This is a genomic window from Pararoseomonas sp. SCSIO 73927, from assembly GCF_037040815.1.
In the GTDB taxonomy this organism is placed as follows: domain Bacteria; phylum Pseudomonadota; class Alphaproteobacteria; order Acetobacterales; family Acetobacteraceae; genus Roseomonas.
On the sequence record NZ_CP146232.1, the window covers coordinates 4865247 to 4891671 of the forward strand.

21 protein-coding genes are annotated in these 26425 nt (G+C 72.5%); 9 read left to right on the top strand and 12 right to left on the bottom strand.

What is annotated here, in order from left to right; translation table 11 throughout:
- Positions 1-86: 86 nt before the first annotated feature.
- The 3 genes from VQH23_RS23015 (at position 87) to VQH23_RS23025 (ending at position 5010) form a co-directional block, all read left to right on the top strand.
- Positions 87-2438, top strand: a complete 2352-nt coding sequence (locus VQH23_RS23015; RefSeq protein ID WP_338663000.1) for a penicillin acylase family protein — start codon at positions 87-89, stop codon at positions 2436-2438.
- Between the two features lie 117 nt (positions 2439-2555).
- Positions 2556-3320 (top strand): arginyltransferase, encoded by a 765-nt coding sequence (locus VQH23_RS23020; protein WP_338666148.1) that lies wholly within the window; start codon positions 2556-2558, stop codon positions 3318-3320.
- A gap of 97 nt (positions 3321-3417) precedes the next feature.
- A complete protein-coding gene (locus tag VQH23_RS23025; protein WP_338663001.1) occupies positions 3418-5010 on the top strand; it encodes an ABC transporter substrate-binding protein in 1593 nt (530 codons plus the stop codon).
- 35 nt (positions 5011-5045) lie between these two features.
- Here VQH23_RS23025 and VQH23_RS23030 read toward each other — a convergent pair whose 3' ends face one another.
- Positions 5046-5873: a hypothetical protein gene (locus tag VQH23_RS23030; protein ID WP_338663002.1), complete on the bottom strand. Its 828-nt coding sequence runs from the start codon at positions 5871-5873 to the stop codon at positions 5046-5048.
- A gap of 10 nt (positions 5874-5883) precedes the next feature.
- Positions 5884-8118: a DNA topoisomerase IV subunit A gene (parC, locus tag VQH23_RS23035; RefSeq protein WP_338663003.1), complete on the bottom strand. Its 2235-nt coding sequence runs from the start codon at positions 8116-8118 to the stop codon at positions 5884-5886.
- 164 nt (positions 8119-8282) lie between these two features.
- Between parC and VQH23_RS23040 the strand changes: the two genes are divergently transcribed.
- The gene (locus tag VQH23_RS23040; RefSeq protein ID WP_338663004.1) at positions 8283-9899 is read left to right on the top strand and encodes a hypothetical protein; all 1617 of its coding nucleotides are present in this window, start codon (positions 8283-8285) and stop codon (positions 9897-9899) included.
- A 27-nt stretch (positions 9900-9926) separates the two neighbouring features.
- Here VQH23_RS23040 and recO read toward each other — a convergent pair whose 3' ends face one another.
- The 4 genes from recO to lepB form a co-directional block, all read right to left on the bottom strand.
- Entirely contained in the window at positions 9927-10688 is a 762-nt protein-coding gene (gene recO, locus VQH23_RS23045; RefSeq protein ID WP_338663005.1) for a DNA repair protein RecO, read from the bottom strand.
- A gap of 91 nt (positions 10689-10779) precedes the next feature.
- Positions 10780-11682 (bottom strand): GTPase Era, encoded by a 903-nt coding sequence (gene era, locus VQH23_RS23050; protein ID WP_338666149.1) that lies wholly within the window; start codon positions 11680-11682, stop codon positions 10780-10782.
- A 64-nt stretch (positions 11683-11746) separates the two neighbouring features.
- A complete protein-coding gene (rnc, locus tag VQH23_RS23055) occupies positions 11747-12430 on the bottom strand; it encodes a ribonuclease III (RefSeq protein WP_338663006.1) in 684 nt (227 codons plus the stop codon).
- Between the two features lie 19 nt (positions 12431-12449).
- Positions 12450-13202 (bottom strand): signal peptidase I, encoded by a 753-nt coding sequence (gene lepB, locus VQH23_RS23060; RefSeq protein WP_338663007.1) that lies wholly within the window; start codon positions 13200-13202, stop codon positions 12450-12452.
- 192 nt (positions 13203-13394) lie between these two features.
- Between lepB and VQH23_RS23065 the strand changes: the two genes are divergently transcribed.
- Both VQH23_RS23065 and VQH23_RS23070 read left to right on the top strand, forming a co-directional pair.
- Positions 13395-14012 (top strand): hypothetical protein, encoded by a 618-nt coding sequence (locus tag VQH23_RS23065; RefSeq protein WP_338663008.1) that lies wholly within the window; start codon positions 13395-13397, stop codon positions 14010-14012.
- A gap of 74 nt (positions 14013-14086) precedes the next feature.
- Positions 14087-15007, top strand: a complete 921-nt coding sequence (locus VQH23_RS23070) for a hypothetical protein (RefSeq protein ID WP_338663009.1) — start codon at positions 14087-14089, stop codon at positions 15005-15007.
- Here VQH23_RS23070 and acpS read toward each other — a convergent pair.
- From acpS to VQH23_RS23100, 6 genes are all read right to left on the bottom strand, one after another.
- Positions 14993-15403 (bottom strand): holo-ACP synthase, encoded by a 411-nt coding sequence (acpS, locus tag VQH23_RS23075; protein ID WP_338663010.1) that lies wholly within the window; start codon positions 15401-15403, stop codon positions 14993-14995. The genes VQH23_RS23070 and acpS overlap by 15 nt on opposite strands.
- Positions 15404-15413: 10 nt before the next feature.
- On the bottom strand, positions 15414-17771 hold the full coding sequence (locus tag VQH23_RS23080; RefSeq protein WP_338663011.1) for a bifunctional (p)ppGpp synthetase/guanosine-3',5'-bis(diphosphate) 3'-pyrophosphohydrolase: 2358 nt from the start codon (positions 17769-17771) through the stop codon (positions 15414-15416).
- A 25-nt stretch (positions 17772-17796) separates the two neighbouring features.
- Entirely contained in the window at positions 17797-18195 is a 399-nt protein-coding gene (rpoZ, locus tag VQH23_RS23085; protein ID WP_257714155.1) for a DNA-directed RNA polymerase subunit omega, read from the bottom strand.
- A 77-nt stretch (positions 18196-18272) separates the two neighbouring features.
- Entirely contained in the window at positions 18273-18794 is a 522-nt protein-coding gene (folK, locus tag VQH23_RS23090) for a 2-amino-4-hydroxy-6-hydroxymethyldihydropteridine diphosphokinase (protein WP_338663012.1), read from the bottom strand.
- Position 18795: 1 nt separating this feature from the next.
- On the bottom strand, positions 18796-19470 hold the full coding sequence (locus VQH23_RS23095; protein WP_338663013.1) for a sulfite oxidase-like oxidoreductase: 675 nt from the start codon (positions 19468-19470) through the stop codon (positions 18796-18798).
- 44 nt (positions 19471-19514) lie between these two features.
- Complete coding sequence (locus tag VQH23_RS23100; RefSeq protein WP_338663014.1) at positions 19515-20324, bottom strand: hypothetical protein; 810 nt, start codon at positions 20322-20324, stop codon at positions 19515-19517.
- 190 nt (positions 20325-20514) lie between these two features.
- Between VQH23_RS23100 and VQH23_RS23105 the strand changes: the two genes are divergently transcribed.
- From VQH23_RS23105 to VQH23_RS23115, 3 genes are read left to right on the top strand one after another with little or no spacing between them, the layout of a single operon-like run.
- On the top strand, positions 20515-21972 hold the full coding sequence (locus VQH23_RS23105) for an efflux transporter outer membrane subunit (RefSeq protein WP_338663015.1): 1458 nt from the start codon (positions 20515-20517) through the stop codon (positions 21970-21972).
- Complete coding sequence (locus VQH23_RS23110) at positions 21969-23291, top strand: efflux RND transporter periplasmic adaptor subunit (protein WP_338663016.1); 1323 nt, start codon at positions 21969-21971, stop codon at positions 23289-23291. The genes VQH23_RS23105 and VQH23_RS23110 overlap by 4 nt, the downstream gene beginning before the upstream one ends.
- Positions 23288-26416, top strand: coding sequence for an efflux RND transporter permease subunit (locus tag VQH23_RS23115; protein ID WP_338663017.1), 3129 nt, complete (start codon positions 23288-23290; stop codon positions 26414-26416). The genes VQH23_RS23110 and VQH23_RS23115 overlap by 4 nt, the downstream gene beginning before the upstream one ends.
- Positions 26417-26425: the final 9 nt, after the last annotated feature.

A 26425-nucleotide genomic window follows, 5' to 3' on the forward strand; every position in this document is an offset into this window, starting at 1 on the left:
GCCCGGCACATAGGACGAGGCGTTCGAAACCAAGTTTCACGGGCCCCGACCTTGGCCGCCGCCCAGCGGGCTGGTTGATTGGCGCTATGCCCCTCGCACCCCGGCGCGCCCGTCCCCTCCCTGCCCGCTCCGGCTGGCGCTGGCTGCGCCGGATCCTGGTGCTGCTCGTGGCCCTGCCGCTCGTGGCCGGTGGCATCGTCGCCGGGCTGATCCTGTGGACCCTGCCGGGCGAGGATGAGGCGCTGCGGGTCGCCGGCCTTTCCGCCTCCGTGGAGATCGGCTTCGACCCGAAGGGAATCCCCCGCATCCGCGCCTCATCCGAGCGCGATGCCGCGACCGCCATGGGCGTGCTGCACGCGCGGGACCGGCTGTTCCAGATGGAGATGACGCGCCGCGGCGGCGCGGGGCGGCTGAGCGAGATCGCCGGCCCCTCGACCCTGCGCCTGGACCGCTTCGTCCGCACCCTCGGCCTGCGCCAGCGCGCCGAGGCCGACCTCGCCGCCCTGCCCGCCGAGGCGCGCGGAATGCTGGAGGCCTATGCGGCGGGGGTGAACGCCTGGATCGCCGCGCGCGGGCGCTTCGCCGCGCCGGAGTTCATTGCCCTCGGCGCACCGGAACCGTGGAAGCCATCCGACAGCCTTCTCTGGGGCAAGGTGATGGGGCTCTGGCTCTCCGGGAACTGGCGGCTGGAGACGGAGCGGGCCCGCCTCTCCGCCACCCTGCCGGCAGAGAAGCTCTGGCAGCTCTGGCCCTCGGACGACAGCCCGGGACGGCCGGACCTTGCCGCCCTTCCGCCGCCGGAGCGGCTGGCCGCGCTGCTGGAGGCCACGCCGAGCTGGGGACGCGGCGCGCCGCAGCCGGGATCCGCCTCCAACGCCTGGGCGCTCGCGCCGGCGCGCTCCGCCACGGGCGGCGCCCTGCTCGCCTCCGACCCGCATTTGGCCTTGCAGGCGCCCGTGCTCTGGTATCTCGCGCGGATCGAGCTGCCGGGCGGGCGCTTCCTTGCCGGGGCCACGGCGCCGGGCGTGCCGCTGGTGGTGATCGGCCGGAACGAGCGGCTGGCCTGGGGCTTCACCACCACGCATTCCGACACGCAGGACGTCTTCGTCGAGCGCCTCTCGGGCGCGGACGCCTACGAGACGCCGGACGGCCCCCGCCCCTTCGCGACGCGTGAGGAGCGCATCGCCGTGCGCGGCCGGGCGGAGGAGGTGCTGCGGGTGCGGGAGACGCGGCACGGCCCGGTGATCTCCGACCTGGACGACCAGCCGCCGGGAAGCGAGGTGCTGGCCGTCGCCATGGCCAACCTCGCCCCTGGCGACAGCCAGGCGGCGGGGCTGCTGGCGCTCAACCGCGCCCGATCCCTGGAGGAAGCGCGGGCGGCGGCCGCCCTGATCGGCTCGCCCGCGCAGAACCTGATGGTGGCGGACGCCGCCGGCGGAATCGCCATGTACCTCACCGGCCGCACGCCGGTCCGCGCCTCCGGCGACGGTGCCCTGCCCGCGCCGGGCTGGGACGGGGCGCGCGACTGGACGGGCTGGGTGCCCTTCGACGCGATGCCGCACCAGGAGCGGCCGGCCAGCGGCGTGCTGGCGAACGCGAACAACCGCGTGCAGCCGCCGGGCGCGGAGCCCTTCCTCGGCCGCGACTGGTACGGGGACTGGCGCTTCCGCCGGATCGGCGAGCTGCTGCGCCAGCGCGAGCGCCACGCGCCCGGCGATCTCGGCGCCATCCAGGCCGACGCGGTGGACCTGCTGGCGCGGGAGATGCTGCCCCTGCTCCTCTCCCCCGCGCGCCCGGCCGGGATCGCGGGGACCGCGCGCGACCTCCTGCTGGGCTGGGACGGCACGGCGGGCCCGGACATGCCGCAGCCCCTGATCTTCAACGCCTGGGCGCGCGAGTTCGGCCGCATGGCCCTCGCCACTGCCGGGGTCTCGGAGGAGGCCTTCTCACCGGGCGCGGAGTTCCTGCGCTCTCTCGCGACGCCGCAGGGCGCGGAGTGGTGCGGGCCGGGCGGCTGCGCCGCGCTCTCCATGCGGGCGCTGGAGGCCGCGACGGCCTCCCTGGTCTCGCGCTTCGGCCCGGACCCGGCCACCTGGCGCTGGGGCGCGGCGCACCGGGTGCGGCTGGACCACCCGCTGCTGCGCTTCGTGCCGGGGCTGGGCGACATGCTGCGGATCGAGGCGCCGACGCCGGGCGACGGGCAGACGGTGAACCGCGGCGGCATGGCGCGAGACTTCTCCCACGTCCACGGCCCCGGCCTGCGGATCGTGATGGACCTCGCCTCCCGCGACGGGGTGGCGGCGGCGGTGGCCACGGGGCAGTCGGGCAACCCCTTCTCCCGCCACTGGCGGGACATGAACGCGGCCTGGGCCGCCGGCCGGCTGGAATCGATCCCCGCCCTGGCGGAGACCTCGGCGCGGTTGCGGCTGGACCCGTGAGAGAGGAGCCCGGGGTTTCAACCCGTCATGGGACTGAAACCCCGCGGCACAGCCATGCGCTTCACCCCTCACGAAGCCATTTACGGCGACGGGCTTTCCGCGGACACTGAACGCCTCATGCTGCACCGCGCCGGACGCCGACCGCAGTTCTTCTACACCACCGCGCCCCTGCCCTGCCCCTACCTGGCCGGGCGGACGGAGCGGAAGGTCGTCACCGAGCTCTCCGGCCCGGAGGGCGAGGCGCTGCATGACCGCCTCTCCCGCGCCGGGTTCCGCCGCAGCCACAACATCGCCTACGCGCCGGTCTGCCCGGGCTGCCAGTCCTGCATTCCCATCCGCATCGTGGTGGCGGATTTCGGGCCCGGCCGCACGCACCGCAAGCTGCTGAAGGCGAATGCGGAGGTGATGGCGCAGGAGGTGCCGGCGCGCGCGACGGCGGAGCAGTTCGCGCTCTTCCAGCGCTACCAGCGCGCCCGCCACCGGGACGGCGACATGGCCGCCATGGGTTTCTACGACTACCGCGCCATGGTGGAGGACACGCCGATCACCACGATGCTGGTGGAGTTCCGCGAGGCCCCGGACCGCCTCATCGGCGCCTGCCTGACGGACTGGCTGAAGGACGGGCTCTCGGCCGTCTACTCCTTCTTCGAGCCGGACTACGCGAACCGCTCCCTCGGCACCCTGGCGATCCTTCAGCTGGTGGAGCGCGCCCGGCAGCTCGGCCTGCCCTACGTCTATCTCGGCTATTGGGTGCCGCAGAGCGCCAAGATGGCCTACAAGGCCGCCTTCCGGCCCAGCGAGATCCTGGTGAACGGCGCCTGGGTGCCGCTGCGCGACGCGGCCCCGCCGGTCGCCTCCTTCGTGCCGGAGAGCGTGGGCTAGCCCGGCGCCACGCTCCGGCCCCGAGACCGGCTGCCTTCCCACCCCGTCCGCCTGTGGCTATGACGATCGCAACGATGGGGGAACGAGCGTGGGACCGATGCTGAAGGCCGCTCTCGGGGCGGCGATCATCGCCATGGCGTCGGCGCACGCGGGGGCCCAGGTCGCAGGAGCCCAGGGCGCCGGCAGCAGCCTCACCATGGCGGTCGGCACGCCGATCACCAGCCTCGATCCCCATTTCCACAACCAGGCGCCGAACAACGCCATGGCGGACGTGATCTTCGACTCCCTCGTCCGCACGGACGAGCGGGTGCGGCTGATCCCCGGCCTGGCGGAGTCCTGGCGGCCGCTGGAGGGCGGGGTCTGGGAGTTTAGGCTCCGCCCCAACGTCACCTTCCACAACGGCCGGCCCTTCACGGCCGACGACGTGGCTTTCACCCTCGCCCGCGTGCCGCAGGTGCTGAACAGCCCAGGCTCCTTCTCCGGCTACACCCGCCCGATCCAGCGGGTGGAGGTGGTGGACCCGCTGACGGTGCGGCTCCACATGGGCGGCCCCTACCCGCTCCTGCCGACCGATCTCGCCAACATCCGCATCCTCAACCGCGCCACGCATGAGAGCGCGACGACGGAGGAGTTCAACGCCGGCCGCGCCGCCATCGGCACCGGCCCCTACCGCCTGCGCTCCTACCGCAACGGCGACCGCGCGGAGGTGGAGCGCAACGACGCCTGGTACGGGCCAAAGCAGCCCTGGCAGGCCGTGACGATCCGCTACATCGCCTCCGACCCCGCCCGCACCGCGGCGCTGCTCGCGGGGGATGTGGACTTCATCGACCAGGTGCCCACCGGCGACCTCGCCCGCCTGCGCCGGGACTCTCGCGTGCAGCTGAGCGAGGTGGTGGGGCTGCGGGTCATCTTCCTCGGCTTGGACCGTAGCCGCCCGGGCGCGACGCCCTTCATCACCGACAATGACGGCAGGCCGATCACCCCCAACCCGCTGAGCGACCGTCGCGTGCGTGAGGCGCTGAGCCTCACCATCGACCGCGGCTCCATCGCGGAGCGGGTGATGGAGGAGGCCGCCGTGCCCAGCGGGCAGTTCCTGCCCGAGGGCGCCTTCGGCCACGTGCCCGGCCTCGGCGCCCCGCCCACCGACCTCGCCCGCGCCCGCGCGCTGCTGGCCGAGGCCGGCTTCCCCCAAGGCTTCCGCATCACCCTGCACGGGCCGAACGACCGCTACGTGAACGACGCCCGCATCATCCAGGCGATCGGGCAGATGTGGACCCGAGCGGGCATCCGCACGACGGTGGAGGCCCTGCCCTGGGCCGCCTACATCCCCCGCGCCAGCCGGCAGGACTTCTCCGCCTTCCTCTGGGGTTGGGGCAGCAACAGCGGCGAAGCCTCCAACCCGCTCCGCGCCCTGACAGCCACCTTCGATCCCGCCCGCGGCTGGGGCGCCAGCAACCGCGGCCGCTACTCCAACGCCGAGCACGACCGCCTGCTGGCAGAAGGCCTGCGGACCCTGGACGACCCGCAGCGCGAGGCGCTGTTCCAAGGGGCGACGCGCGTGGCCATGGAGGATGTCGGGATCGTTCCGCTGCACATCCAGAAGAACGCCTGGGCGATGCGCCGCGGCCTGAGGCACGTCGCGCGGATCGACGAGGTCAGCCGCCCGCAGGACATCGCGCCCGCGCGCTGAGCCCGCCTGCGGAGAACACCGCCGGGGCGCGCAAGTCACCCCGCCCTGCCCGGCCCCCTCTCGGCCGGCGCGGCCGCGGCGATGGCCGCCTGGATCTCCGCTTGGCCCGGCTGGGAGGCGCGGGTCCAGGTCACTCGTTCCTTCAGCACGCGCATGGGCACGCCGCCCACCAGGGTGCAGGGCGCCACATCCGCCGTGGCGATCGTGTTCATGGCGACGATGGCGCCGCGCCCCAAGCGCACGCCGCGGCCGATCACCGCATCCTTCGCGATCCAGACATGGGGTTCCACCACCACGCTCGCCGGCGGGTTCAGCGCGGCGCGCGGATCGTCCAGCGAGACGATGCCGTGGCTGTCGCTGGTGCGGAGGCCCACCCGGTAGGCCACCATCCCGTCATCCCCGAGGATGATGCAGCGGCGCGGTCCCTCCACCAGGAAGTCGGCGCCGTTGCAGGTGGCACCCCGCCCGAAGAACAGCGCGCCCTCGCGGGAGCGGAAGGTCATGTTCACGTGGCAGGTGCCGCGGCCGTTGAAGACGAGCAGGTGGCCGTCGCCCTCAAACCCGACCTGTCCGGCCAGCACGCCCTCGGTGCCGATCACGGCGATGCAGTTCCTGCGCCCGCCGAAGAGGATGCGGAGGTGGTGCCCGCCCTGCCCGCCGGCGAGCACGACGAGGTTGCCCTCGCCCCCGCCGCCCTCGATCCCGATGCCCTGGGCGGCCAGCACCGCCGCGTCCGCCGCGCCGGTGCCGTGGATGCGGGCGGCGCCGAGGCCAGGGAGTGTGTAGCCTTCCCGTTGCTGCCGGAAGTGGCCGCCCCAGGCCGGATGCCCGGCGATGGCCTCCTCCAGCGCCTCCGGCGTCAATCCCGCGCCCCTAGCCGTCGAAGCGGTTGGACTTGGGGAAACCGTTGGGCGGCATCTTGCCCGCACCGCCACGGTTGCCGCGCCAGGGGGCCAGCGCCGTCTCCGTGCGGGTCCGGTCGCCGAGCTGCCAGGTCAGGCCCTCGCGGCGCGCGTCGAAGACCTTCACGTCGGACAGGCCGCCGTCGCGGTAGCCCTGCAGCGCCACGCCCCGTCCGCGCCCCAGCTCCGGCACCTGCTCCAGCGGGAAGACGAGCAGCTTCCGGTTCTCGCCGACCACCGCGACCGTGTCGCCCTCCGCCGGTACGGCGGCAGCGAGCGTGTCCGGCGCGTCCACCATCAGCACCGTCTTGCCGGTGCGCTTCTCCGCCAGCAGGTCCTCGCTCCTCACCACGAAGCCCCGGCCGGAGGCAGAGGCGAGGAGGAACTTCATCCCCTCCCTCCAGACGAAGGCGGTGACGATGTCGTCCTCGTTCCCCAGCTCCACCATCAGCCGCACGGGCTGCCCGTCGCCGCGGCCGCGCGGCACGGAATCGGCCTTGATCGTGTAGGAGCGGCCGTTGGAGGCCAGCAGGCCGATCCGGTCCGTCGTCTCCGCGTGCAGCATCAGGGCGAGGCCATCGCCCTCCTTGAAGCGCAGGCCGGACGGGTCCTCCAGATGCCCCTTCTGCGCGCGCAGCCAGCCCTTTTCGGAGAGGATGACGGTGATCGGCTCCTTCTCCACGAAGTGGCTCTCGTCGTAGACGACGGCCACGGCCGCCGTCTGCACCGTGCGGCGGTCGCCCAGCGCGCCCGAGCCGAACTTCTGCCGCGCCGCCTCGATCTCCTCGCCGATCCGGTCCCACTGCGCCTTCTCGCTGGAGAGGAGCTTCTGCAGCCCCTTCAGCTCCTTCGTGAGGCGCGTGTGCTCGCGCCGGATCTCCATCTCCTCCAGCTTGCGCAGGGCGCGCAGCCGCATGTTGAGGATGGCCTCGGCCTGCACCTCGGTCAGGCCGAAGGTGCGCATCAGCGCCTCCCTCGGGTGATCCTCCTCGCGGACGATGCGGATCACCTCGTCGAGGTTGAGGTAGACGATGAGGTAGCCGTCCAGGATCTCCAGCCGGCGCTCGATCGCGGCCAGGCGGTGCCTGGAGCGGCGCACCAGCACCACCTGCCGGTGGTCCAGCCAGGAGCGCAGGACCTCCTTCAGCCCCATGACGCGCGGCGTGCGCTCGGCATCCAGCACGTTCATGTTGAGGGAGATGCGGCTCTCCAGCGGCGTGGCGCGGAACAGGCTCTCCATCAGCACGGCGGGGTCGATGGTGCGGGACTTCGGCTCCAGCACCACGCGCACCTTGTCCGTGCTCTCGTCCCGCACATCCGCCAGCAGGGGCAGCTTTTTCGCCTCCAGCAGTTCCGCGATCTGTTCGATGAGCCGGGACTTCTGGACCTGATAGGGGATCTCCGTGATCACGACCTGCCAGGTGCCGTTCTTCAGCGCCTCCTTCTCCCAGCGTGCGCGCAGGCGGAAGCCGCCGCGGCCGGTCTCGTAGGCGTTCAGGATGCTGTCGGCGGGCTCCACCATGATGCCGCCCGTGGGGAAATCCGGGCCGGGCATGTGCACGAGGAGCTCGGCGGTGGTCGCCTCGGGGTTGCGGATCAGCTCCAGCGCGGCCGCGCAGCACTCCCCGGCATTGTGCGGCGGGATGCTCGTCGCCATGCCCACCGCGATGCCGTTCGCGCCGTTCGCCAGCAGATTCGGGAAGGCCGCTGGCAGCACCACCGGCTCCTGCTCCTCCCCGTCATAGGTCGGGCGGAAATCGACAGCGTCCTCGTCGATCCCCTCCAGCAGGGCCTTCGCCACCTCGGTCAGCTTGGCCTCGGTGTAGCGCATGGCCGCGGCGTTATCGCCGTCGATGTTGCCGAAGTTCCCCTGGCCCTCCACCAGCGGATAGCGGGCGGCGAAGTCCTGGGCCAGCCGCACCAGCGCCTCGTAGACGCTGGAATCGCCGTGCGGGTGATACTTGCCGATCACGTCGCCCACCACGCGCGCGCACTTCTTGAACCCGCCCGCCGGATCCAGCCGCAGCTGCTGCATGGCCCAGAGCAGGCGGCGGTGCACGGGCTTCAGCCCGTCCCGCACGTCGGGCAGGGAGCGGGCCATGATGGTGGACATGGCGTAGGCGAGGTAGCGCTCGGAGAGGGCGCCGGCGAGCGGGGTCTCGTGGATGCGACCGCCCTCGGGGATCGCCTTGACGTCGTCTGGCATGGCGGGCCGGGACCTATGTTCTCAGTTCGTTCAGGTAGTTCCGTTCTAGCAGGCCGGGCGCGCCGGCGCCAGGGCAGGGCTATGTTGCCAAGGCACGGCTATGTTGATGGACGCGCCCGCGGAACGAGGGCTAGCACGTGGCACAGCGTGAAGGAGGATTCCGCATGGCGCAGCGCGGATCGGCCCGGGCCATCGGCCCGTTGGCAGGGGCCCTGATGGGCGTGGCGGCAGTCGTGGCGGCATCAGGAGCCAGGGCGCAATCCCCGGCCCCCACGCCACCCCCCGCGCCCGCCCGGCCGGCTCCGGATGGCCCGAACAAGAGCCCGGCCACCACGGCGCCATCGCGCCCCGGCCAGGCCGCCGCGCCGACGCCCGCCCCGACCATCGCGTTCAGCGCCGCCGACGCTGCCCGCACGCCGCCGCTGCAGCCGGACCGGCCGGTGCAGCTCAACCTGCGCCGCGGCCAGCAGGCGTTCTTCCGTGCGGCGCCAGAGGCCGGCGAGGCCTGGGCCGTGACGACGCGGCGCCTAGGCCGCAACACGGACACGGTTCTGGCCGTGCTGAACGAGGCCGGTGCGGTGGTGGCGGAGGACGATGACGGCGGGCAGGAGAGCCTCTCCTCCCGCCTGGAGGTCCAGCCCGGCGACGGCGTCCGGCTGGTCCGCGCCGGCGTGCTGGACGATTCGGGCGGCCGCTTCGAGCTGGTGCTGACGCGGGAGGCCGTCCTGCCGCCGCCGGACTTCGCCACCGGCCGGGAGGATGCGGCCAACCGCCCGCCGCTCGCGCCCGGCCAGGCCGTGCGCGTGCGGCTGCGGCGCAACCAGGAGGCCTGGTTCCGCCTGCCCGACGACCGCACCGACCTCATCGCGATCACCCGCGAGCTCGCCGGGAACACGGACACGGCCCTCGCCCTGGTCGACTCCTCCGGCCGGGTCCTGTCGGAGAACGACGATTCCGAGCGGGGCCTCGCTTCCATCCTCGCCGTCTCCCGCGCGGCGGAGGGGTCGCTCTTCCTGCGGGCCAGCCTCGTCAACCCCGGCACGGGCACCTTCGAGGTGATGCTGGAGCGGGAGGCGCCCCTGCCCGCGCCCGACTACCCCACAACGCTGGAGGCGGCGCGCGCCCGCGGCCCGATCGCGGCGGGGCAGAACCTGCGGATCATGCTGGCCCGCGAGGGACAGGCGGTGTTCGCCCTGCCGGAGGGCCAGGCCCTCACCCTCCTCACCCGCGACCTCAGCGAGAACGCCGACACGGTGCTGACGCTGCTGGACGCGGAGGGGCAGCAGGTGGGCGAGGATGACGACAGCGGCGGCGGCGTCGCCTCCCGCATCGTCACCTCCGCCGGCTCCCGCCCCGCCGCCTTCGTGCGGGCCACGCTGCTGAACGGCGCCCGCGGCAGCTTCGAACTGGTGGTCCAGGGCCCCGCGGAGGCCGCTCCGGGCGGTCCCTCCACCAGCCTCGCCGAGGCCGCGCGCCGCCCCACCCTCATCCTGGGCGAGGCCGTGCGGGTGCGGGTGGAGGCGGGCGGCGAGGCCTTCGTGGCCCTGCCGAATGACGGCCGCCCGGCCCAGGCCATGACCTTTGACCTCGAGGGCGAGGCGGACACGGAGCTCGCGCTGGTGGACGAGGGCGGCGCGGTGCTGGCGGAGAACGACGACGCGGACGGGCTCGCCTCCCGTATCGACGTGCCGCCCGGCCCGCGCCCGGCCTTCCTGCGCGTGAAGCTGCTGGGTAGCGGGGCCGGTGCCTTCAGCCTCGTCCTGGTGCGCCCGGCGCCCTGAAGGTCGCGGACGGGGGCGCCCGCCGGATCAGGCGGCCGGCGGCGCCTCGGCCTGTGCGGCCTCGGCCAGGGCGGCCACCCGGTCGGCCAGGGCGTGCCGCGCGGCCGGCATCGGGCGATGGTGCGCGCCGAAGGCATCCCGTTCCAGGAAGTGGCCGGTCAGGCGCAGCGCGTCGGACCAGTCCTTCGGCCCGCTGGGTAGGGCGGGTTTCCGCAGGAAGGGCGGCAGGGGCAGCATCCGGTCGCCGTAGGGCGCCGCGATGTCGGAGCGCACGGCCCGGCCGGATTTCGGCGAGACATGGGTGAGGTCCTGCGCATCCCCCGTCATCGCGCAGCGGGAGAGGTCCAGCCCGTAGCCCAGCTCCGCCAGGAGCAGCAGCTCCCAGCGGGCGTAGTCCGGGATGATCTCGGCCGCGCCGGACTGGAGATGGGCGACGATCGGCAGCAGGGCGCGGAAGGCGGCCGGATGGGCCTCGCGCTCCGGCAGCGCCTCCAGCGCGACGGCGCAGGCGGAGGAGAGGAGCGCCAGGGCCAGCGGGTCCTCCATCGCCAGCGCGGCGGTGGGATGCACCAGCTCCCCGGAGAGGTGGCCGAGCTGGTCGGAGAGCCGCGCGACCCAGCGCGCCTCCACCAGATTGCCCGGCAGCCAAGTGGCCACCTGCGTCCGCGACGCGCCGCCCTTCACCAGCCCGGCGTGCCGGCCCTGCGCCTCCGTGAGCAGGGTAACGACGGCGCCGCCCTCGCCGAGGGGGCGCGAATCCAGCACGATCGCGGGGGCGGTCCATTCCATGGCGGGAAAATGGGCCTTTCCCGCCGGCCGCGCCACTCCGGGAGAGCGGATCGGCGCGGGGGCCGTTCCGGGAGGCGCTATTCGCGGGGTTCTACTCCAGGTCCTCGAGGCCGAGGGCGCGCAGGCGGCCGCGCTCCTCGTCCCAGCCCGGCCGGTCCTTCACGTTGAGGAAGAGGTGGACGGGCCGCTCCAGCAGCTTCGTCAGCTCCGTGCGCGCGCGCTGGCCGATCTCGCGGATCCGGCTCCCCTTGTCGCCGATCAGGATCGCCTTCTGGGACGCACGGCCGACATAAATGGTGCAGTCGATCCGCACGGAGCCGTCCTTCCGCTCCTGCCAGGATTCGGTCTCAACCGTGGCGTGGTGGGGCACCTCCTCGTGGGTCTGGCGCAGGATCTGCTCCCGCACGATCTCGGCGGCCAGCAGGCGGTCCGGCACGTCGGACAGCTCGTCCTCGGGAAAGAGCCATGGCCCCGGCGGCATCGCCCCGGCGAGGCGCGTGCGGAGGCTGTCCACCCCGTCCCCGGTCTCGGCGGAGATCATGAAGGTCTCCTGGAAGAGGAGCATCTCGTTCAGCTCGGCGGTCAGCGGCAGCAGGCGCTTCGTGTCGAACAGGTCGGTCTTGTTCAGCACGAGCCAGAGCGGCGGCGCGCCCTTCGCCAGCTTCTTCACGATCGCCCGCAGCGGCTCCGTCACGCCCGCGCGCGCATCCACCACCAGCATCGCCAGGTCCGCGTCCTGCGCCCCGCCCCAGGCGGCTGCGACCATGGCGCGGTCCAGCCGGCGCTTGGGGGAGAAGATACCGGGCGTGTCCGTCAGCACCACCTGGGACCGGCCCTCGGTGATGATGGCGCGGATGCGGAAGCGCGTGGTCTGCGGCTTGTTGGAGACGATGGAGACCTTCGCCCCCGCGAGCCGGTTCACCAGCGTGGACTTGCCGGCATTCGGCGCGCCCAGCACGGCGGCGATGCCCGCGCGGGGCGGCCCTTCCGGCACGCTCTCCGGTGCGGGGGCTCCCTCGGTCCGCGAGGTCTCCTCGGGCGGGATGTCGGAGGGCTCGTCAGCCAAGGCCCAGCTCCGTCAGAAGCGCCTCGGCGGCCGATTGCTCGGCGGCGCGCTTGTTGTCGCCCGTGGCCTCCGCGACCTTGCCGCAGGCGGTGACGGAGACGGTGAAGAGCGGCGCGTGGGAGGGACCTTCCGTGCCGATCAGCGCGTATTCCGGCAGCCCCTGGCCGCGGCCGAGGGAGAATTCCTGCAGCCGGCTCTTCGCCGACATCGGCGGGGTGGGATCGGCCTCCATCGCCGCCGTCCATTCCCGGCGGATGAAGCCGCGCGCCGCCTCGAGCCCGGCATCGAGGTAGAGGGCGCCGATCAGCGCCTCCGTCGCGTCCGCCACCACGTTGGCGCGCTGGCGCAGCCCGGTGCGGCCCTCGGCGGGGGGAATGCGCAGCGCGGCGGGCAGGCCGATCGCGTCGCCCACCTTCGCCAGCGTGTCGGCGGCCACCAGCACGGCGAGGCGCTTGCCCAGCTCCCCCTCCCGCTCCTGCGGGAAGCGCTCGCTCAGCCATTCGGCCATGCAGAGGGCCAGGACACGGTCGCCCAGGAACTCCAGCCGCTCATTGGAATCGAGCTGGCGGCGCTTGGGATCAGCGGCGGAGCGGTGCGTGAGAGCCTGTTCCAGCAGCGCGGCGTCGCGGAACTCGTGGCCCAGACGGCCCGCGAGGGCGGCGACGGGGGCTTTCAAGGGAACAGGACCTTCATGGTCAGCGGACGCCCGAGAAGATGCGGGACCAGCGGACGGCGAAGGGCCAGGCCCAGACCTCCCACCAGTTTGCCGAGCCATCCCAGGAGAAGAAGATGAACTCGGCGCGGCCGACCAGGTTCTCCACCGGCACGAAGCCGACATAGCCCGTGGCGCGGCTGTCCAGCGAGTTGTCGCGGTTGTCGCCCATCGCGAAGACATGGTTCGCCGGCACCACGAATTCCTGGGTGTTGTCGTAGGGCCCGTCATCCGTCTGCTCGAGGATGTCGTGGGTGCGGCCGGGCGCGTCGGCGCTCGGCGGCAGGGTCTCGCGGTAGAGGTTCACCGTCAGGCGCGGCCCGTCGCCCTCCACCGTATAGGGGCCGAGGCGGTTGCGGGTGACGGGCTGGCCGTTGATCCGCAGCACGCCAGCGCGCACCTGGATGCGGTCTCCCGGAAGGCCGACGATGCGCTTGATGTAGTCGGTGGTTCCGTCCCGCGGCAGCTTGAACACGGCCACGTCGCCGCGCGCGGGCAGGCTGCCCATGATGCGGCCGCTGAACAGGTTCGGGCTGAAGGGCAGCGAGGCGCGGGAGTAGCCGTAGGAGTACTTGGAGACAAAAAGGTAGTCCCCGACCAGCAGGGTCGGGATCATGCTGCCAGAGGGGATGTTGAACGGCTCGAAGGCGATGGTGCGGATGCCAATAGCGATCAGGCCCGCGTAGAGGATCGTCTTCAGGCTCTCCAGCCAGCCGCCGGAGGATTTCTTGCTCATCGTCTGAATGCTCGCGGCCTCAACCGGCCGGCCGAACGCCCCCATAAGCCCGGGAAGGGGACACGGGTCGGGCCGCCGCATGCGGGTGGGTGCGCCAGATGGCGCAGGCTGTCAAGGAAGGCCGCATTTGGAGATCGACTTCGTTACGAAATCGTCCCATGCTCGGCCGCCCGTGCTTCCGGGAGATGGGCCGTGAACACCAACCGACCGGGCCTGTGCGTACGCGCCATCGATTTCGCGGTGGTCGTCGCGGCCACCATGGTCCTCTCGCGGCTGATAAGCCTCCTTCTCCCAGTCGACTACTACTTCACCTTCGAGTCCCTCTTCTCGGACCGTAGCCCCAGACTGATCATGGTCTCGCTCATCACCAAGATGGCAGCGCCCCTCCTGGCGGGCGCGGCCTGTGGCGTCCTCCTTTACGGACGCTCGGTCCGTGCGGCGAACGCGAGGTTGCCCTTCCGCAGGTTTGCCCGAAGGCTCAAGGCGCAGTGGGTGCCGACCCTGTTCCTCGCCGGCTTCGCGACGGCCTTCCTCTCCGCCTGGCCCATGGTGGTCTACTGGGATCTCCTGGCCAACCCGACCATCGCCCACCTCAAGCCCGCCTTCTTCCTCCTGTACCTGATCTACATGGTCGCTTTCGGCTACGTCGCCCTCTGCGGCCTGCTCGGCTCCATCTTCCTCTGCGAGCATTTCGAGGGATCGGAGAAGGGCAGCAGGACGGTCTCGTCCGGGGAGTTGTCACGGGTGGGCGCGCTGTGGCTCCTCAGCTCAGGGGCTGCCTCCAGCGCCCTGGAGCTGCTCTCCAAGTGAGCGCGCCCGGAGAATTCCCGTGGGCCACGGTTCCGCCGCGGCTTCTCACGGCATGGACCGGCGCGGCGGGCGCCGTGCTCCTGACGCTGCTCGTCCCCAACCTGGAGTTCCGGGACGTCGAGATCGCGGATCGGGGATGGGTACAGACCGAAGGCCGAAGCGGAGAGGCCCGGCGGGTGCTGGTCCGCCGGGAGAGCAACCCGATCCGGCCCGCCGACCTGTCGCTGATCGGCTCGTCAGAGGAAGAGACCCTCGAGAACGAGGTATCGTACGATCTGCGGGTCGCCTCCGTCCAGGACCGGGTGGCGGCGAATATCCTTCTCCGGTCCGGGTTCATGGCGAGCGCGACCGCGAGGCGGTTCCCATTGCCCGGCCTGCCCCTGCAGGTGGAGTACAGCATGGAGCCGGCTCCGGCGCCCCTCGCCTGCGCCAGCCTGCCCCTTTCCGAGGCGGTCCAGACGCCGCCGCAGGAGGAGCCGGCCCAGGACAGCACCGAGAGCTCTCGTCCTTCCCCAGAGGAGCTGAGGGAGCGCGCCGCCCAGGCGGCCCGGCTCGCCCTGGCGGCGGTCGCGACGGAGCGGGCGAACAGGAACTTCGCGCAGCGATGGGTAGAACTGCGCTACGCCGCTCTCGCCTTGCGCCTCACGGGCCGAGTGCCTGACATCAGCCTCGGTCCCGGCCAGATACGCCCCTCGACGCTGCGGAGGCTGCCGTCCGGGATGGAGGGCATCAACCCGTTCCCGCTGCCCGAAGGCGGGTCGGTGATCGAGGCCCTGTCGAACACCTGCTTCGCGATCCGTGCCGCAGCGCTGATCTTCTACCACTTCCTCGGAGACCCGGAGGTGGCCGGGGATGAAAGGCCCGGCGCGGCTGCGGCCGCCCGGTACGTGGGCCGCGTCCGGCGTGCCCGCGAGGCTGGGGTGGGGGAGGCGCCAGCCCTGGACTATGCCGAGGTGGTAAGTGCCGGGGCCGATATGATGTCAGCCGGGAACTGACGGCACGGCGGAGATGATGACGACCGCCTCCGCATAGGGGTACTCGTCCGTCATCGTCAGCGAGACCTGGGCCGCGTGCCCCGGCGGCGTCATCGCCGCCAGCCTTTCCGCCGCCCCGCCCGTCATCCGCAGCGTCGGCTGGCCGGAGGGCAGGTTCACCACCCCGAGGTCGCGCCAGAACACCCCGGCCCGGAACCCGGTGCCGAGCGCCTTGGAGGCCGCCTCCTTCGCCGCGAAGCGCTTGGCGTAGGTGGACACGCGGGTCAGGCCGCGCCGCTCCGCCTTGGCGCGCTCCAGATCCGTGAAGATGCGGGAGAGGAAGCGCTCCCCGTGCCGCTCAATGGTCCGCTCGATCCGGCGGATGTCCACCATGTCGTTGCCCAGGCCCAGGATCATCTGCCGAGTATCACGCCTTTGCCCGCTCCACCTGCTCGATCCCCGGCAGCGCCCGCAGCGCCGCGATGACGCTGGAGAGGTGGCGCAGGTCCTTCACCTCCAGGTCCACGTTCAGCTCCGCGAAGTCTGCCGCCCGGTGGAGGAAGCGCAGGGACTGGATCCGCGCCTCCTGCTTGGCAATTGCCGTCGTCATGCCCGCGATCGCCGGCCCCTCGTTGGAGGTGACGACGGAGAGCCGCGCCACGTGCTCCCCCGCAGCCCCGGGCCCGCCGTCCCAGTCCACGTCGATGAAGCGCTCCGGCGTGGCGGAGAAGGCCTCCAGCGTGTGGCAGCCCTGCTTGTGCACCGTCACCCCGCGGCCGGTGGAGATGATGCCGACGATCCGGTCCCCCGGCACGGGGTGGCAGCAATTCGCGAAGTGGACCTCCATGCCGGAGACGAGGCCGGTGATGCCGTGCGCCACCTCCCGTCCGCCCGCGCCGCGGGAGTAGGGCACGGTGGCGCCCGGCTTGCCGCGGGCGCGGGTGAGCGCCAGGGCCTCGATGCCGGAAACGGCCGGGCGGGCCGCGCCGCGCAATTCTGGCACGGCGGCGTGCAGCACGTCCCGCGCCGTGACGTTGCCGTTGCCGACGGCGATGCAGAGCTCCTCGAAGCCCGGCTGCTTCAGCGCGCGCACGGCGGGCTCGGCGGTCCGCTCGGAGAAGTCGAGCCCCTCCTGTCGGAAGGCGCGGGCGATGGCCTGGCGGCCGTTCTCCCGGCTCTCCTCCCTCTGGCGGGCCAGCACGGTGCGGCGGATCCGGGCGCGCGCCTTGCCGGTGACGACGAAGCGCTCCCAGGCCGGGTTGGGCGTGCCGCCGCGGGCGGTGATGATCTCGACCTGGTCGCCGTTCTCCAGCTGGTAGCGCAGCGGCACGATGCGGCCGTTGATCTTCGCGCCCACCGTGGAATCGCCCACCTGGGAATGGACCTGATAGGCGAAGTCCACCGGCGTCGCCCCGCGCGGTAGGGCGATCAGGTCGCCCTTCGGCGTGAAGCAGAAGACCTGGTCCTGGTGCAGGGCGAGCTTCGTGTTCTCCAGGAAGTCCTGCGCCTCGCCGGCGGTCTCCAGGATCTCCAGCAGGTCCTTCACCCAGGGGAAGCGCTTGCGGTCCCGCGCCGCGTTCACCACGCCGTCCGGGCCCTGCTTGTAGATCCAGTGGGCGGCGACGCCGAACTCCGCCACCTCGTGCATCTCCGGCGTGCGGATCTGCACCTCGATCTTGGCGTTCCGGCGCTCCGGCACCGTCACGCCCGTGTGCAGGGACTGGTAGCCGTTGGGCTTGGGGGTGGAGATGTAGTCCTTGAACCGGCCGGGCACCACGCGATAGGCGGAGTGGACGGCGCCGAGCGCCGCGTAGCAGTTCGCCTTGTCGTCGGTCACGATGCGGAAGGCCATGATGTCCGAGAGCTGCTCGAACTCCACCTTCTTGGAGTGCATCTTCAGCCAGATGCCGTAGGCCGACTTCTCCCGCCCCTGGATGTCGATCACCGGCACCTCCGCGTCGCGCAGGCGGCGGCGGATGTCCTCCTTGATCTCCTCGATCAGGTCGGCGCCCTGCCCGCGCAGGAAGGCCAGGCGGGCGTGGATGGTCTGGGCGGCGTCCGGCTGGAGCTCGCGGAACGAGCGGTCCTCCAGCTCGTCCTTCACGGCCTGCATGCCGATGCGCTCGGCCAGCGGCGCGTAGATCTCCATCGTCTCGCGCGCGGTCTTCTGGCGGCGGTGCTGCTGCGGCACGAAGTGGAGGGTGCGCATGTTGTGCGTGCGGTCCGCCAGCTTCACCAGCAGCACGCGGATGTCCTCGCTCATCGCCAGGACCAGCTTGCGGAAGTTTTCGGCCTGCTTCGTCCGCTCGGACTGCAGCTCCAGCCGGGTCAGCTTCGTCACGCCGTCCACAAGCTTGGCGATCTCCGGCCCGAAGTCGCGGGAGAGATCGGCCAGGGTGAGGCCGGTATCCTCCACCGTGTCGTGCAGCAGGGCGGTGGCGATCGTGGCCGCGTCCAGCCGGTAGCCGGCCAGGATGCCGGCGACGGCGACGGGGTGGCCGATATAGGGGTCGCCGTTGTCGCGCTTCTGCGCGCTGTGGGCCCGCTCCGCCACGCGGTAGGCCCGCTCGATCATCGCGCCGTCCGCGCGGGGATCGTAGCCCGTGACCAGCTCGGCCAGGGCGTGGCCGGGATCGGGCCCCAGGCCAGCGTCGCCCAGCAGGTCCCCATCCGGCGGCCGCCCGATCGCGACGGACGCAGGGGCGGAGGAGGCCACCCCCTCCGGCGCGCGGAGGGGGGCCGTGGCGGCACCGGGAGGTCTGGAGATCCCGGCGCCGTCTGTCATGCGGTGGTTCGGTCCTGTCCGGGGGTCAGCGGCGGCCGCCCAGCTCGGCCGCGATCGCGGCCTCGAGGTCGTCGCCGGACATATCCTCGACCTGCATGCCGGCCTCGGCCGCGGTCTCCTCGTTCACGTCCATCACGCCGAAGATGTTCTCGTCGGTGGCGATGAGGTCGATGACCTCCTCCTCCACCGGCTCCGGCTCCGGCGCCCGCAGCAGGGACTTCACGATGTCCTGCTCCAGCCCGTCCAGCTCCACCGTCTGCTCGGCGATCTCGCGCAGGGCGATGACGGGGTTCTTGTCGTTGTCGCGGTCCACCGTCAGCTCGTCCCCGCGGGAGATGGCGCGGGCGCGCTGGGCGGCGAGAAGGACCAGGTCGAACCGGTTGGGAACCTGGAGGATGCAGTCCTCGACCGTGACGCGGGCCATGGCGAACCTCGGAATCTGTGGGCGGGCGAATGGTCCAGATAGGGCCCCGGCCGCGCGAAGGCAAGCCTTCGCCCGCCCTACCCCAAGGGTCGCATGGGGGCGGGAGGCAGTTCCGACAGCATCGCGGGGACGCTAAGGCCGCTGGCCGGATGCGTCCAGCCCGACCAGACCTGCGCCAAAGGTTCCAGCACGAAGCGGCGCAGATGCGCCCGGGGATGGGGCAGCACCGGGTCCGGCACGGCCCGGACCAGACGGCCCATGGCGATGATGTCCAGGTCCAGCGTGCGGGGCGCGTTGGGATAGGGCCGCACCCGGCCATGCGCCGCCTCGATGCCCTGCAGCGCGGCCAGGAGGGCGGCCGGGTCGGCACCCCCCCGTAGCCGCGCCACCCCGTTCACGTACCAGGGGCTTCCCGGGGCCGGCGGCTCCGGCGCCGTCTCCCACCAGCCGGAGATGCCGACGAGGGAGAGGCCGAGCAGACCGTCCAGCGCCGCCGCGGCCGCCCGGCAGGTGGCGAGCGGTGCGGCGCCGTCCGCTCCCGGCAGGTTGGCGCCGATGGCGACGAGGGTATCCGCCTCGCCCACCGTGCCATCGGGCAACTCAGGCGTACCGCTCCTCCATCCAGGGGTCGCCGCGCTCGTGGTAGCCGCGCACCTCCCAGAAGCCGAGCTTGTCATGGGGGATCAGGCTGATCCGCCGGATCCACTTCGGGCTCTTCCAGAAGTAGAGGTGCGGCACCACCAGCCGCAGCGGGCCACCGTGCTGGCGGGTCAGCGGCTGGCCGTCCCAATGGGTCGCCAGAAGGTTCTCCGGCCGGTCGAGGTCGGGCAGCGGCAGGTTCGTGGTGTAGCCGTCATGCGATTCCATCGTCACGAAGCCCGCCTCGGCCTTCGGGCGCGCCAGGGCCAGCAGGTCCGAGATGGAGATGCCCCGCCAGTCATTGTCGTAGCGGGACCACTGGGTGACGCAGTGGATGTCGTTCCGCCACTCCCGCTGCGGCAACGCCATCAGGTCCGCCCAGGAGAGGGAGAGCGGGTTCTCCACCAGCCCGTCGATGTCCAGCCGCGCCTGCGCCTCCGACACCGTCGGCTGGATGCCGAGATCCAGCACCGGCCAGTCCGTCACCAGCCGCTGGCCGGGCGGCAGCCGGTCCCGGGCCGGGTCCGCCGTGGTGCCGGTGAGGAGGCGCCCCTCCTCCGCCCACCGCTCCTTCGTGCGAACGAGCTTCTCTTTGACTCCCGGGGGGGTGCCTTCCGGCAGCGATTCATCGGTCATGGCGCAACAGGTGCGCGCGGCGCGCGCCGGATGCAACGCCCTTCTCAGCGATGCGCGTCAAGCCAGGCGTCGATCGCCGGCCCCCAGGCGGCCGCGCCGCCCGCCCCATAGAACATGCCATGGCCGTCCGCCCCCCAGGCCGGCAGCTCCGTTAGCGTTGCCCGTCCCCCGGCGGCCGAGAAGGCGCGGTGCATGGCCCGTACGAGGTCGACCGCGAAAAAGCTGTCGTTCGGCGTGTGCAGCCAGAGCACCGGCAGCCCTCCGCCCGACCCATGAATGGCCCGGCCGGCAGGCTTCCCACCGGCCGATCCGGTGGCCAGCCGCCCGGCATCCGCCACCAGCCGGTCGGGAGCGCAGTTCTCGTTCGGCCGGTCATCCCGGCGCCCGCCCCGGCCGGGCGCGACGGCGATGAGGGAAGCAACACCCGGCGGCGGATCGGCGGCCAGCCCCAGCACGCCCCACCCCCCGGCGGACTGGCCGATCACCGCGATCCCGTCCGGCCGGATGCCCGGCAGCCCGCGCGCATGGGCGACCGCGGCGCGGATGTCCCGCCCGGTCTCCGCGGCGGCGCGCGCATAATCGGGGTCCTCGCAGCCGCCATACCCTTCCGCCCAGGCGCCACCGGCCGGGCCGTAGCCCCGGCGCAGCGGCGCCAGCACCGCCTCGCCCTGCGCCAGGAAGTGCCGGGCCATGGCGGAACTGCAGGGCAGCAGCCCGTAGCGCGTCCGCGCCGCCGCCCCCTCCCCCGGCGAGCCGTGGTTGACGACGACGAGGCGCACGGGCCCGGTCCCCTCCGGGCGGCAGAGCCGGGCGGGGATGGTGCGCGCGCTACCATCTGCCGCGAGGACGGGCACCGAAAGAACCTCCTCCCCGGATCGGCCGAGGGCGCATCCGGCCAGCCCGAGCAGCGCGGCGAGGACCGTAGCAACGTGTCGCGCGCGGCCATCTTCCCGCCGCGAGCGGGGGCTATGTCGCTTCCGGGCGGGTGGTGCCGATGTGTAACAGGGCATGGGACGCCGAAAGTATCGCCCGTAGAAGGATGCCGTGCGAGATACGATTCCCCTTGTCACCCCCCTCGCGCCGACGCGACGGGAGGCCGGCCGGCTTGTGCTGGGCGCCCTGCTCGGCCTGGCCCCGGCGGGCTGCGCCCTGCGCCCGGACGCCATCCCCGCGATCGAGCGCGGGCCGGACCGCTTCCGGGAGGCCGAGGCGTCCGCCGCCTGGCCGGACCCGAACTGGTGGCGCGGCTTCGGCTCCGTGGAGCTGGACCGGCTGATGCGCCGCATCGCCTCCGAGAACCTGGACCTGGCCGCGGCCACCGCGCGGGTGCGGCAGGCCGAAGCATCGGCCCGCATCGCCGGCTCCACCCTGCTGCCCACCGTCACCACCAGCGGGAACGCGCGGCGCAGCCAGACCGGGTCCGGCAATCCCTCCGCCACCGCCTACGACATCGGCCTCGCCGCCTCCTACGAGCTGGATGTCTGGGGGCTGAACCGGAACACCTACGAATCCGCCCGCCTCTCGGCCGTGGCCGCCCGCTACGCGCTCGGCACGGCGCTGATCACGGCCGAGGCCTCGGTCGCCAACACCTATTTCACCATCCTGGAGGCGCGGAACGCCTTGCGCATCCAGGAGGCGAACCTGGGCGCCGCCCGGCGGGTGCTGAACGTCATCCGCCAACAGGTGGCGGCCGGCACCGCGACCGGCCTGGACCTCGCGCAGCAGGAGACGGTGGTGGCCCAGCAGGAGGCCGCCGTGCCGCCCCTGCGGCAGGCCGTGTCCCAGAACGTCGCCACCCTCGCCGTGCTGGTGGGGCTGGCGCCGGTGCAGCTGGAGGTTCTGGGCGAGGGCTTCGAGGGGCTGGACGTGCCCTCCCCCTCCCCTGGCCTTCCTTCCGCCCTGCTCGCGCGGCGGCCGGACGTGTTGCAGGCCGAGGCGAGCCTCGCCTCCGCCGGCGCCAACACGGCGGCGGCGCGCGCGGCGCTGCTGCCCTCCATCGTCCTCTCGGCCCAGGGCGGCTTCACCTCCGCCCTGATCGGGACGCTGCTGCGGCCGGAAGCCCAGTTCTACACCCTTGCCGCCAACCTCGCGCAGACGATCTTCGACAATGGCGGGCTGCGCGGCCGGGTGGAGCTGGCCCGCGCGCAGCAGGAGGAGCTGGTCATCATCTACCGCCAGACGATCCTGAACGCCCTGGCGGACGTGGAGAGCGCCCTGGCCGCCCTGCGGGAGACGACGGAGCAGGAGACGCTGCTGGCGGAGGCCGAGCGCCGCGCCGCCCGCGCCTACAACATCGCCGAGGAGCAGCTGCGCGGCGGGGTCATCAACCTGATCACCCTTCTGAGCACGCAGACAACGCTCTTCTCCGCCCGGCGTAATCTCTCGACGGGCCGGCGCAACCGGCTCCAGGCCGCGGTGGGCCTGTTCCGCGCCCTGGGCGGCGGCTGGGGCGCCGATGCCGCCAGGGCTCCGTCCCCCGCCGTTTTGGAGGTTGCCCGATGAGGCGCGCTTTCGTTTGGCTCCTCGTCCTCGTCCTCCTCGCCGGGGGCGGCTGGTACGGGTGGCGCTGGTGGCAGGACCGGAACGGGCCGCAGGACCCCTCCGCGGCACGCGACCAGATGCAGGCCCAGGGCCCGCAGGGGGGGACCAATCCGCAGGGCCCGGGCGCGCGGCGCGAGGGTGGCGGCGCAGGTGGCAACCGCCCGCGCCGCCCTGGCGGCCCGGGCGGTGGCACCGCCATTCCCGTCACGGCGGTCGAGGCCGCGCGGCGCGACGTGGCCCTGACGGTGGACGCGCTGGGCACCGTGGTGCCGCTGCAGAGCGTGGTGGTCCGCACCCAGCTGGACGGCCAGCTGATGGAAGTGAACTTCCGCGAGGGCCAGGAGGTGGCTGAGGGCGAGCTGCTGGCCCGGGTGGACGATCGCACCGCGCGGGCGGCCTTGCAGCAGGCCGAGGGCAAGAAGGCCTACGACCAGGCGCAGCTGGCGAATGCCCGCGTGGACCTCACCCGCTACCAGGGGCTGGTCCGCGCCTCCGGCGCCACGCAGCAGCAGCTGGACACGCAGCGCGCCCAGGTGGCCATGCTGGAGGCCCAGGTGCAGCAGGACGACGCCGCCATCGCCCAGGCGCGCACCCAGCTCGGCTTCGCCACCATCCGCGCGCCCTTCGCCGGGCGGGTGGGCATCCGGCAGGTGGACCCGGGCAACCTCGTCCGCTCCTCCGACACCAACGGCATCGTCACGGTGACGCAGATGGCGCCGATCAGCGTCACCTTCACCCTGCCCCAGCAGGAGCTGCCGCGGCTGACCCGCGCGCTGGCCGCGGGCGCCGTTCCCGTGGAGACGCTGCCGGGTCCGAGTTCCTCCTCCGGCGGTAACCAGCCGGTCGCGCGCGGCACGCTGCTGACCATCGACAACACCGTGGATTCCGCCACGGGCACCATCAAGGCGAAGGCGACCTTCCCGAACGAGGACCGCGCCCTGTGGCCCGGCGCCTTCGTGAACCTGCGGCTGCGGATCGAGGTGGTGCCCCAGGCCGTGGTCGTGCCCCTCGTCTCCGTGCAGCGCGGGCCGGAGGGCAGCTACGCCTTCGTGGTGAAGGAGGACCGCACGGTGGAGCAGCGCCCCGTGACGATCGGACAGACCACGATGGCCGACGCCGTGGTGCAGTCCGGCATCCAGCCCGGGGAGCGGGTGGTGACCTCCGGCGGGCTGCGCCTCTCCAACGGCACCACGGTGGCGCTGCAGGAGGAGAACGCGCCGGCCCGGCAGCCCGGAGGCCGCCCGCGGCGCACTGCCGAGGCGCGGGAGAGCGCGAATTGAACATCTCCGCCCCCTTCATCGCGCGGCCGGTGGCGACGACGCTGCTCTCCATCGCCGTGCTGCTGGTGGGGCTGTGGGGCTACCTGAAGCTGCCCGTCTCCTCCTTGCCAGAGGTGGAGTTCCCGACCATCGAGGTCTCCACCCAGCTTCCCGGCGCATCGCCGGACACGGTGGCGCTGCTGGTCACGGCGCCGCTGGAACGGCAGCTCGGTCAGATCGCGGGAGTCTCCGTGATGACCTCCTCCTCTGGGCCGGGCACCAGCCGCATCGCGCTGCAGTTCGCGCTGGACAAGGACATCGACGAGGCGGCGCAGGACACGCAATCCGCGCTGGACGCCGCGAGGGGCACCCTGCCCTCCACCCTCCCCTACCCGCCGACCTACGCGAAGGTGAACCCGGCGGACCCGCCCATCATCACCCTGGCCCTGACGAGCGACACCCTGCCCATCGCCCGCCTGTCCGACACGGCGGACACGCTGCTGGCGCAAAAGCTCTCGCAGTCCGCCGGCGTGGGCCGCGTGACCGTGCAGGGCAACATGCGCCCCGCCGTGCGGCTGCGGATCGACCCGGCGCGGCTCGCGGCCTACGGCCTCTCCATGGCCGATATCCGCACGGCCGTGACGGCGGCCAACGCCAATACCCCGAAGGGATCGCTGGACGGGGCGCGCCAGGCCTCCACCATCATGGCGAACGACCAGATCACGGCGCCGTCGCAGTTCGCCGACATCATCGTGGCCTATCGCGAGGGGGCGCCGATCTTCCTGCGCGACCTCGGCACCGCGCAGGAGGGGCTGGAGAACGACCGCAACGCCGCCTGGTACAATGGCCGCCCCGCCGTGATCCTGGACGTGCAGCGCCAGCCCGGCGCCAACATCGTGGACACGGTGGCCCGCATCCGCTCCCAGCTTCCCGTGCTGGAGCGCGGCCTGCCCGCCGGCATCCGCATGGCCGTGGTGTCGGACCGGACGGAGACGATCAAGGCCTCGGTGCACGAGGTGGAGCTCACCCTCGTGCTCTCCACCTTCCTCGTCGTGGCCGTGATCTACTTCTTCCTGCACTCCGGCCGCGCCATGATCGTCCCGGCCGTCTCCCTGCCGCTCTCCATCATCGGCACCTTCGCAGTGATGGACTGGCTGGGCTTCTCCCTCGACAACCTCTCCCTCATGGCGCTCGTCATCGCCACCGGCTTCGTCGTGGACGACGCCATCGTGATGATCGAGAACATCGTGCGCCACATCGAGGAGGGGATGGAGCCGCTGGCCGCCGCGTATGAGGGCGCGCGGACCATCGCCTTCACCATCGTCTCCCTCACTGTCTCCCTCATCGCGGTCTTCATCCCCCTCCTGTTCATGGAGGGCGTGGTCGGGCGGCTGTTCCGGGAATTCGCGCAGACGCTGACGGCCACCGTCCTCGTCTCCATGGTGATCTCCCTCACCCTCACGCCGATGATGTGCGCCCTGCTGCTGCGCCCGGCGCACGGGAAGAAGAACGCCCTGTCCCGCGGCGCGGACCGGGTCTTCGACGGGCTGCTCCACCTTTACGAGCGCGCGCTCCGAGTCACCCTGCGCTTCGAGGCGCTGACGCTCCTCGTCGCGCTCGGCACCGTCGCGCTCACCGGCTGGCTCTACGTGGTCATCCCCAAAGGCTTCCTGCCCGCCCAGGACACCGGCCTGATCCAGGTCGCCACCGAGGCGCCGGGCGACGTCTCCTTCGCGCGCATGTCCGCCCTGCAGGCCCAGGTGGCGGAGATCGTGCGCGCCGACCCGGCAGTAGAGGCCGTGACCTCCGTCGTCGGCGCGGGCACGGTGAACGCCACGCTGAACGGCGGCCGCATCACCGCCGTGCTGCGCCCGCGGGAGGAGCGGGACGAGACGGCGCAGGAGATCATCGCCCGCATGGCCCCGCGCCTGGCCGGGGTGGCGGGCATCGTATCCTATCCGCTCGCCGTGCAGGACATCCAGATCGGCGCGCGGGCCAGCACCACCCAGTACCAGTTCACGATCGTGGACGCGGACGCGGCGGAGCTCGCCACATGGTCGCCCCGCATCCTGGCCGCCCTGCGGAACCTGCCGCAGCTGCTGGACCTCTCCAGCGACCAGCAGCAGCAGGGGCTCCAGATCAGCGTGGAGGTGGACCGCGCCCGCGCCGGCCGGCTGGGCGTGACAATGCAGGCGATCGACGACGCGCTCTACGACGCCTTCGGCCAGCGCCAGATCTCCACCATCTACGCCCAGAACAACCAGTACCGCGTGATCCTGGAGGCCTCGGACGACTTCCTGTCCGATCCCACGAAGCTCGGCCTGATCCGGGTGGCCGGCAGCACGGACGGCACCGCGAGCGTGGTGCCGCTGGCGGAGGTGGCGCGGGTGGGGCGGACGAACGGGCCGCTGCAGGTCACGCGGGAGAACCAGTTCCCCGCCGTGACCTACTCCTTCAACCTGGCCGACGACGTCTCGCTCGGCGACGCGGTGGAGGCAGTGCAGGGTGTGCTGCGCGACCTCGGCGTGCCCCCCACCATCACCGGCCGTTTCGCGGGGGACGCGGCGGAGTTCAACGCCTCGCTCCAGAGCCAGCCCTGGCTGATCCTCGCGGCGGTGGTGGTGATCTACATCACCCTCGGCGTGCTCTACGAGAGCCTCGTCCACCCGCTGACCATCCTCTCCACCCTGCCCTCCGCCGGCATCGGCGCGCTGCTGGCGCTAGAGCTCTTCGGGCTGGACCTTTCGGTGGTCGGGATCATCGGCATCCTGCTGCTGATGGGCATCGTGAAGAAGAACGCCATCATGATGATCGACTTCGCGCTGGAGGCGCAGCGGGAGCGCGGGATGGCGCCGCGCGAGGCCATCCTGCAGGCAGCCCTGCTGCGCTTCCGCCCGATCACCATGACGACGCTCGCCGCACTGCTGGGCGCCCTGCCCCTGGTGCTCGGCCAGGGCGCGGGGTCGGAGCTGCGGCTGCCGCTCGGCGTCTCCATCGTGGGCGGGCTCGTGCTCTCGCAGTTCGTCACCCTCTTCACCACGCCCTCCGTCTACCTCGCGCTGGAGCGGGTGCGGCTGAGGCTCGGCGGCAAGCCGGAGGGCGGACCGGAGAGGGGGCCGGGCGCGGCCCCGGCCGCGGCGGAGTAGGGCCGGCCG

Bases quoted from the DNA above. Each gene is read 5' to 3' on its own strand.
- recO (WP_338663005.1), bottom strand. From the start codon at position 10,688: ATGGAATGGACCGCCCCCGCGATCGTGCTGGATTCGCGCCCCCTCGGC.
- VQH23_RS23095 (WP_338663013.1), bottom strand. From the start codon at position 19,470: ATGACCGATGAATCGCTGCCGGAAGGCACCCCCCCGGGAGTCAAAGAG.
- VQH23_RS23020 (WP_338666148.1), top strand. From the start codon at position 2,556: ATGCTGCACCGCGCCGGACGCCGACCGCAGTTCTTCTACACCACCGCG.
- VQH23_RS23025 (WP_338663001.1), top strand. From the start codon at position 3,418: ATGCTGAAGGCCGCTCTCGGGGCGGCGATCATCGCCATGGCGTCGGCG.
- VQH23_RS23110 (WP_338663016.1), top strand. From the start codon at position 21,969: ATGAGGCGCGCTTTCGTTTGGCTCCTCGTCCTCGTCCTCCTCGCCGGG.
- VQH23_RS23040 (WP_338663004.1), top strand. From the start codon at position 8,283: ATGGCGCAGCGCGGATCGGCCCGGGCCATCGGCCCGTTGGCAGGGGCC.
- acpS (WP_338663010.1), bottom strand. From the start codon at position 15,403: ATGATCCTGGGCCTGGGCAACGACATGGTGGACATCCGCCGGATCGAG.
- rpoZ (WP_257714155.1), bottom strand. From the start codon at position 18,195: ATGGCCCGCGTCACGGTCGAGGACTGCATCCTCCAGGTTCCCAACCGG.
- VQH23_RS23015 (WP_338663000.1), top strand. From the start codon at position 87: ATGCCCCTCGCACCCCGGCGCGCCCGTCCCCTCCCTGCCCGCTCCGGC.
- VQH23_RS23080 (WP_338663011.1), bottom strand. From the start codon at position 17,771: ATGACAGACGGCGCCGGGATCTCCAGACCTCCCGGTGCCGCCACGGCC.
- lepB (WP_338663007.1), bottom strand. From the start codon at position 13,202: ATGAGCAAGAAATCCTCCGGCGGCTGGCTGGAGAGCCTGAAGACGATC.
- parC (WP_338663003.1), bottom strand. From the start codon at position 8,118: ATGCCAGACGACGTCAAGGCGATCCCCGAGGGCGGTCGCATCCACGAG.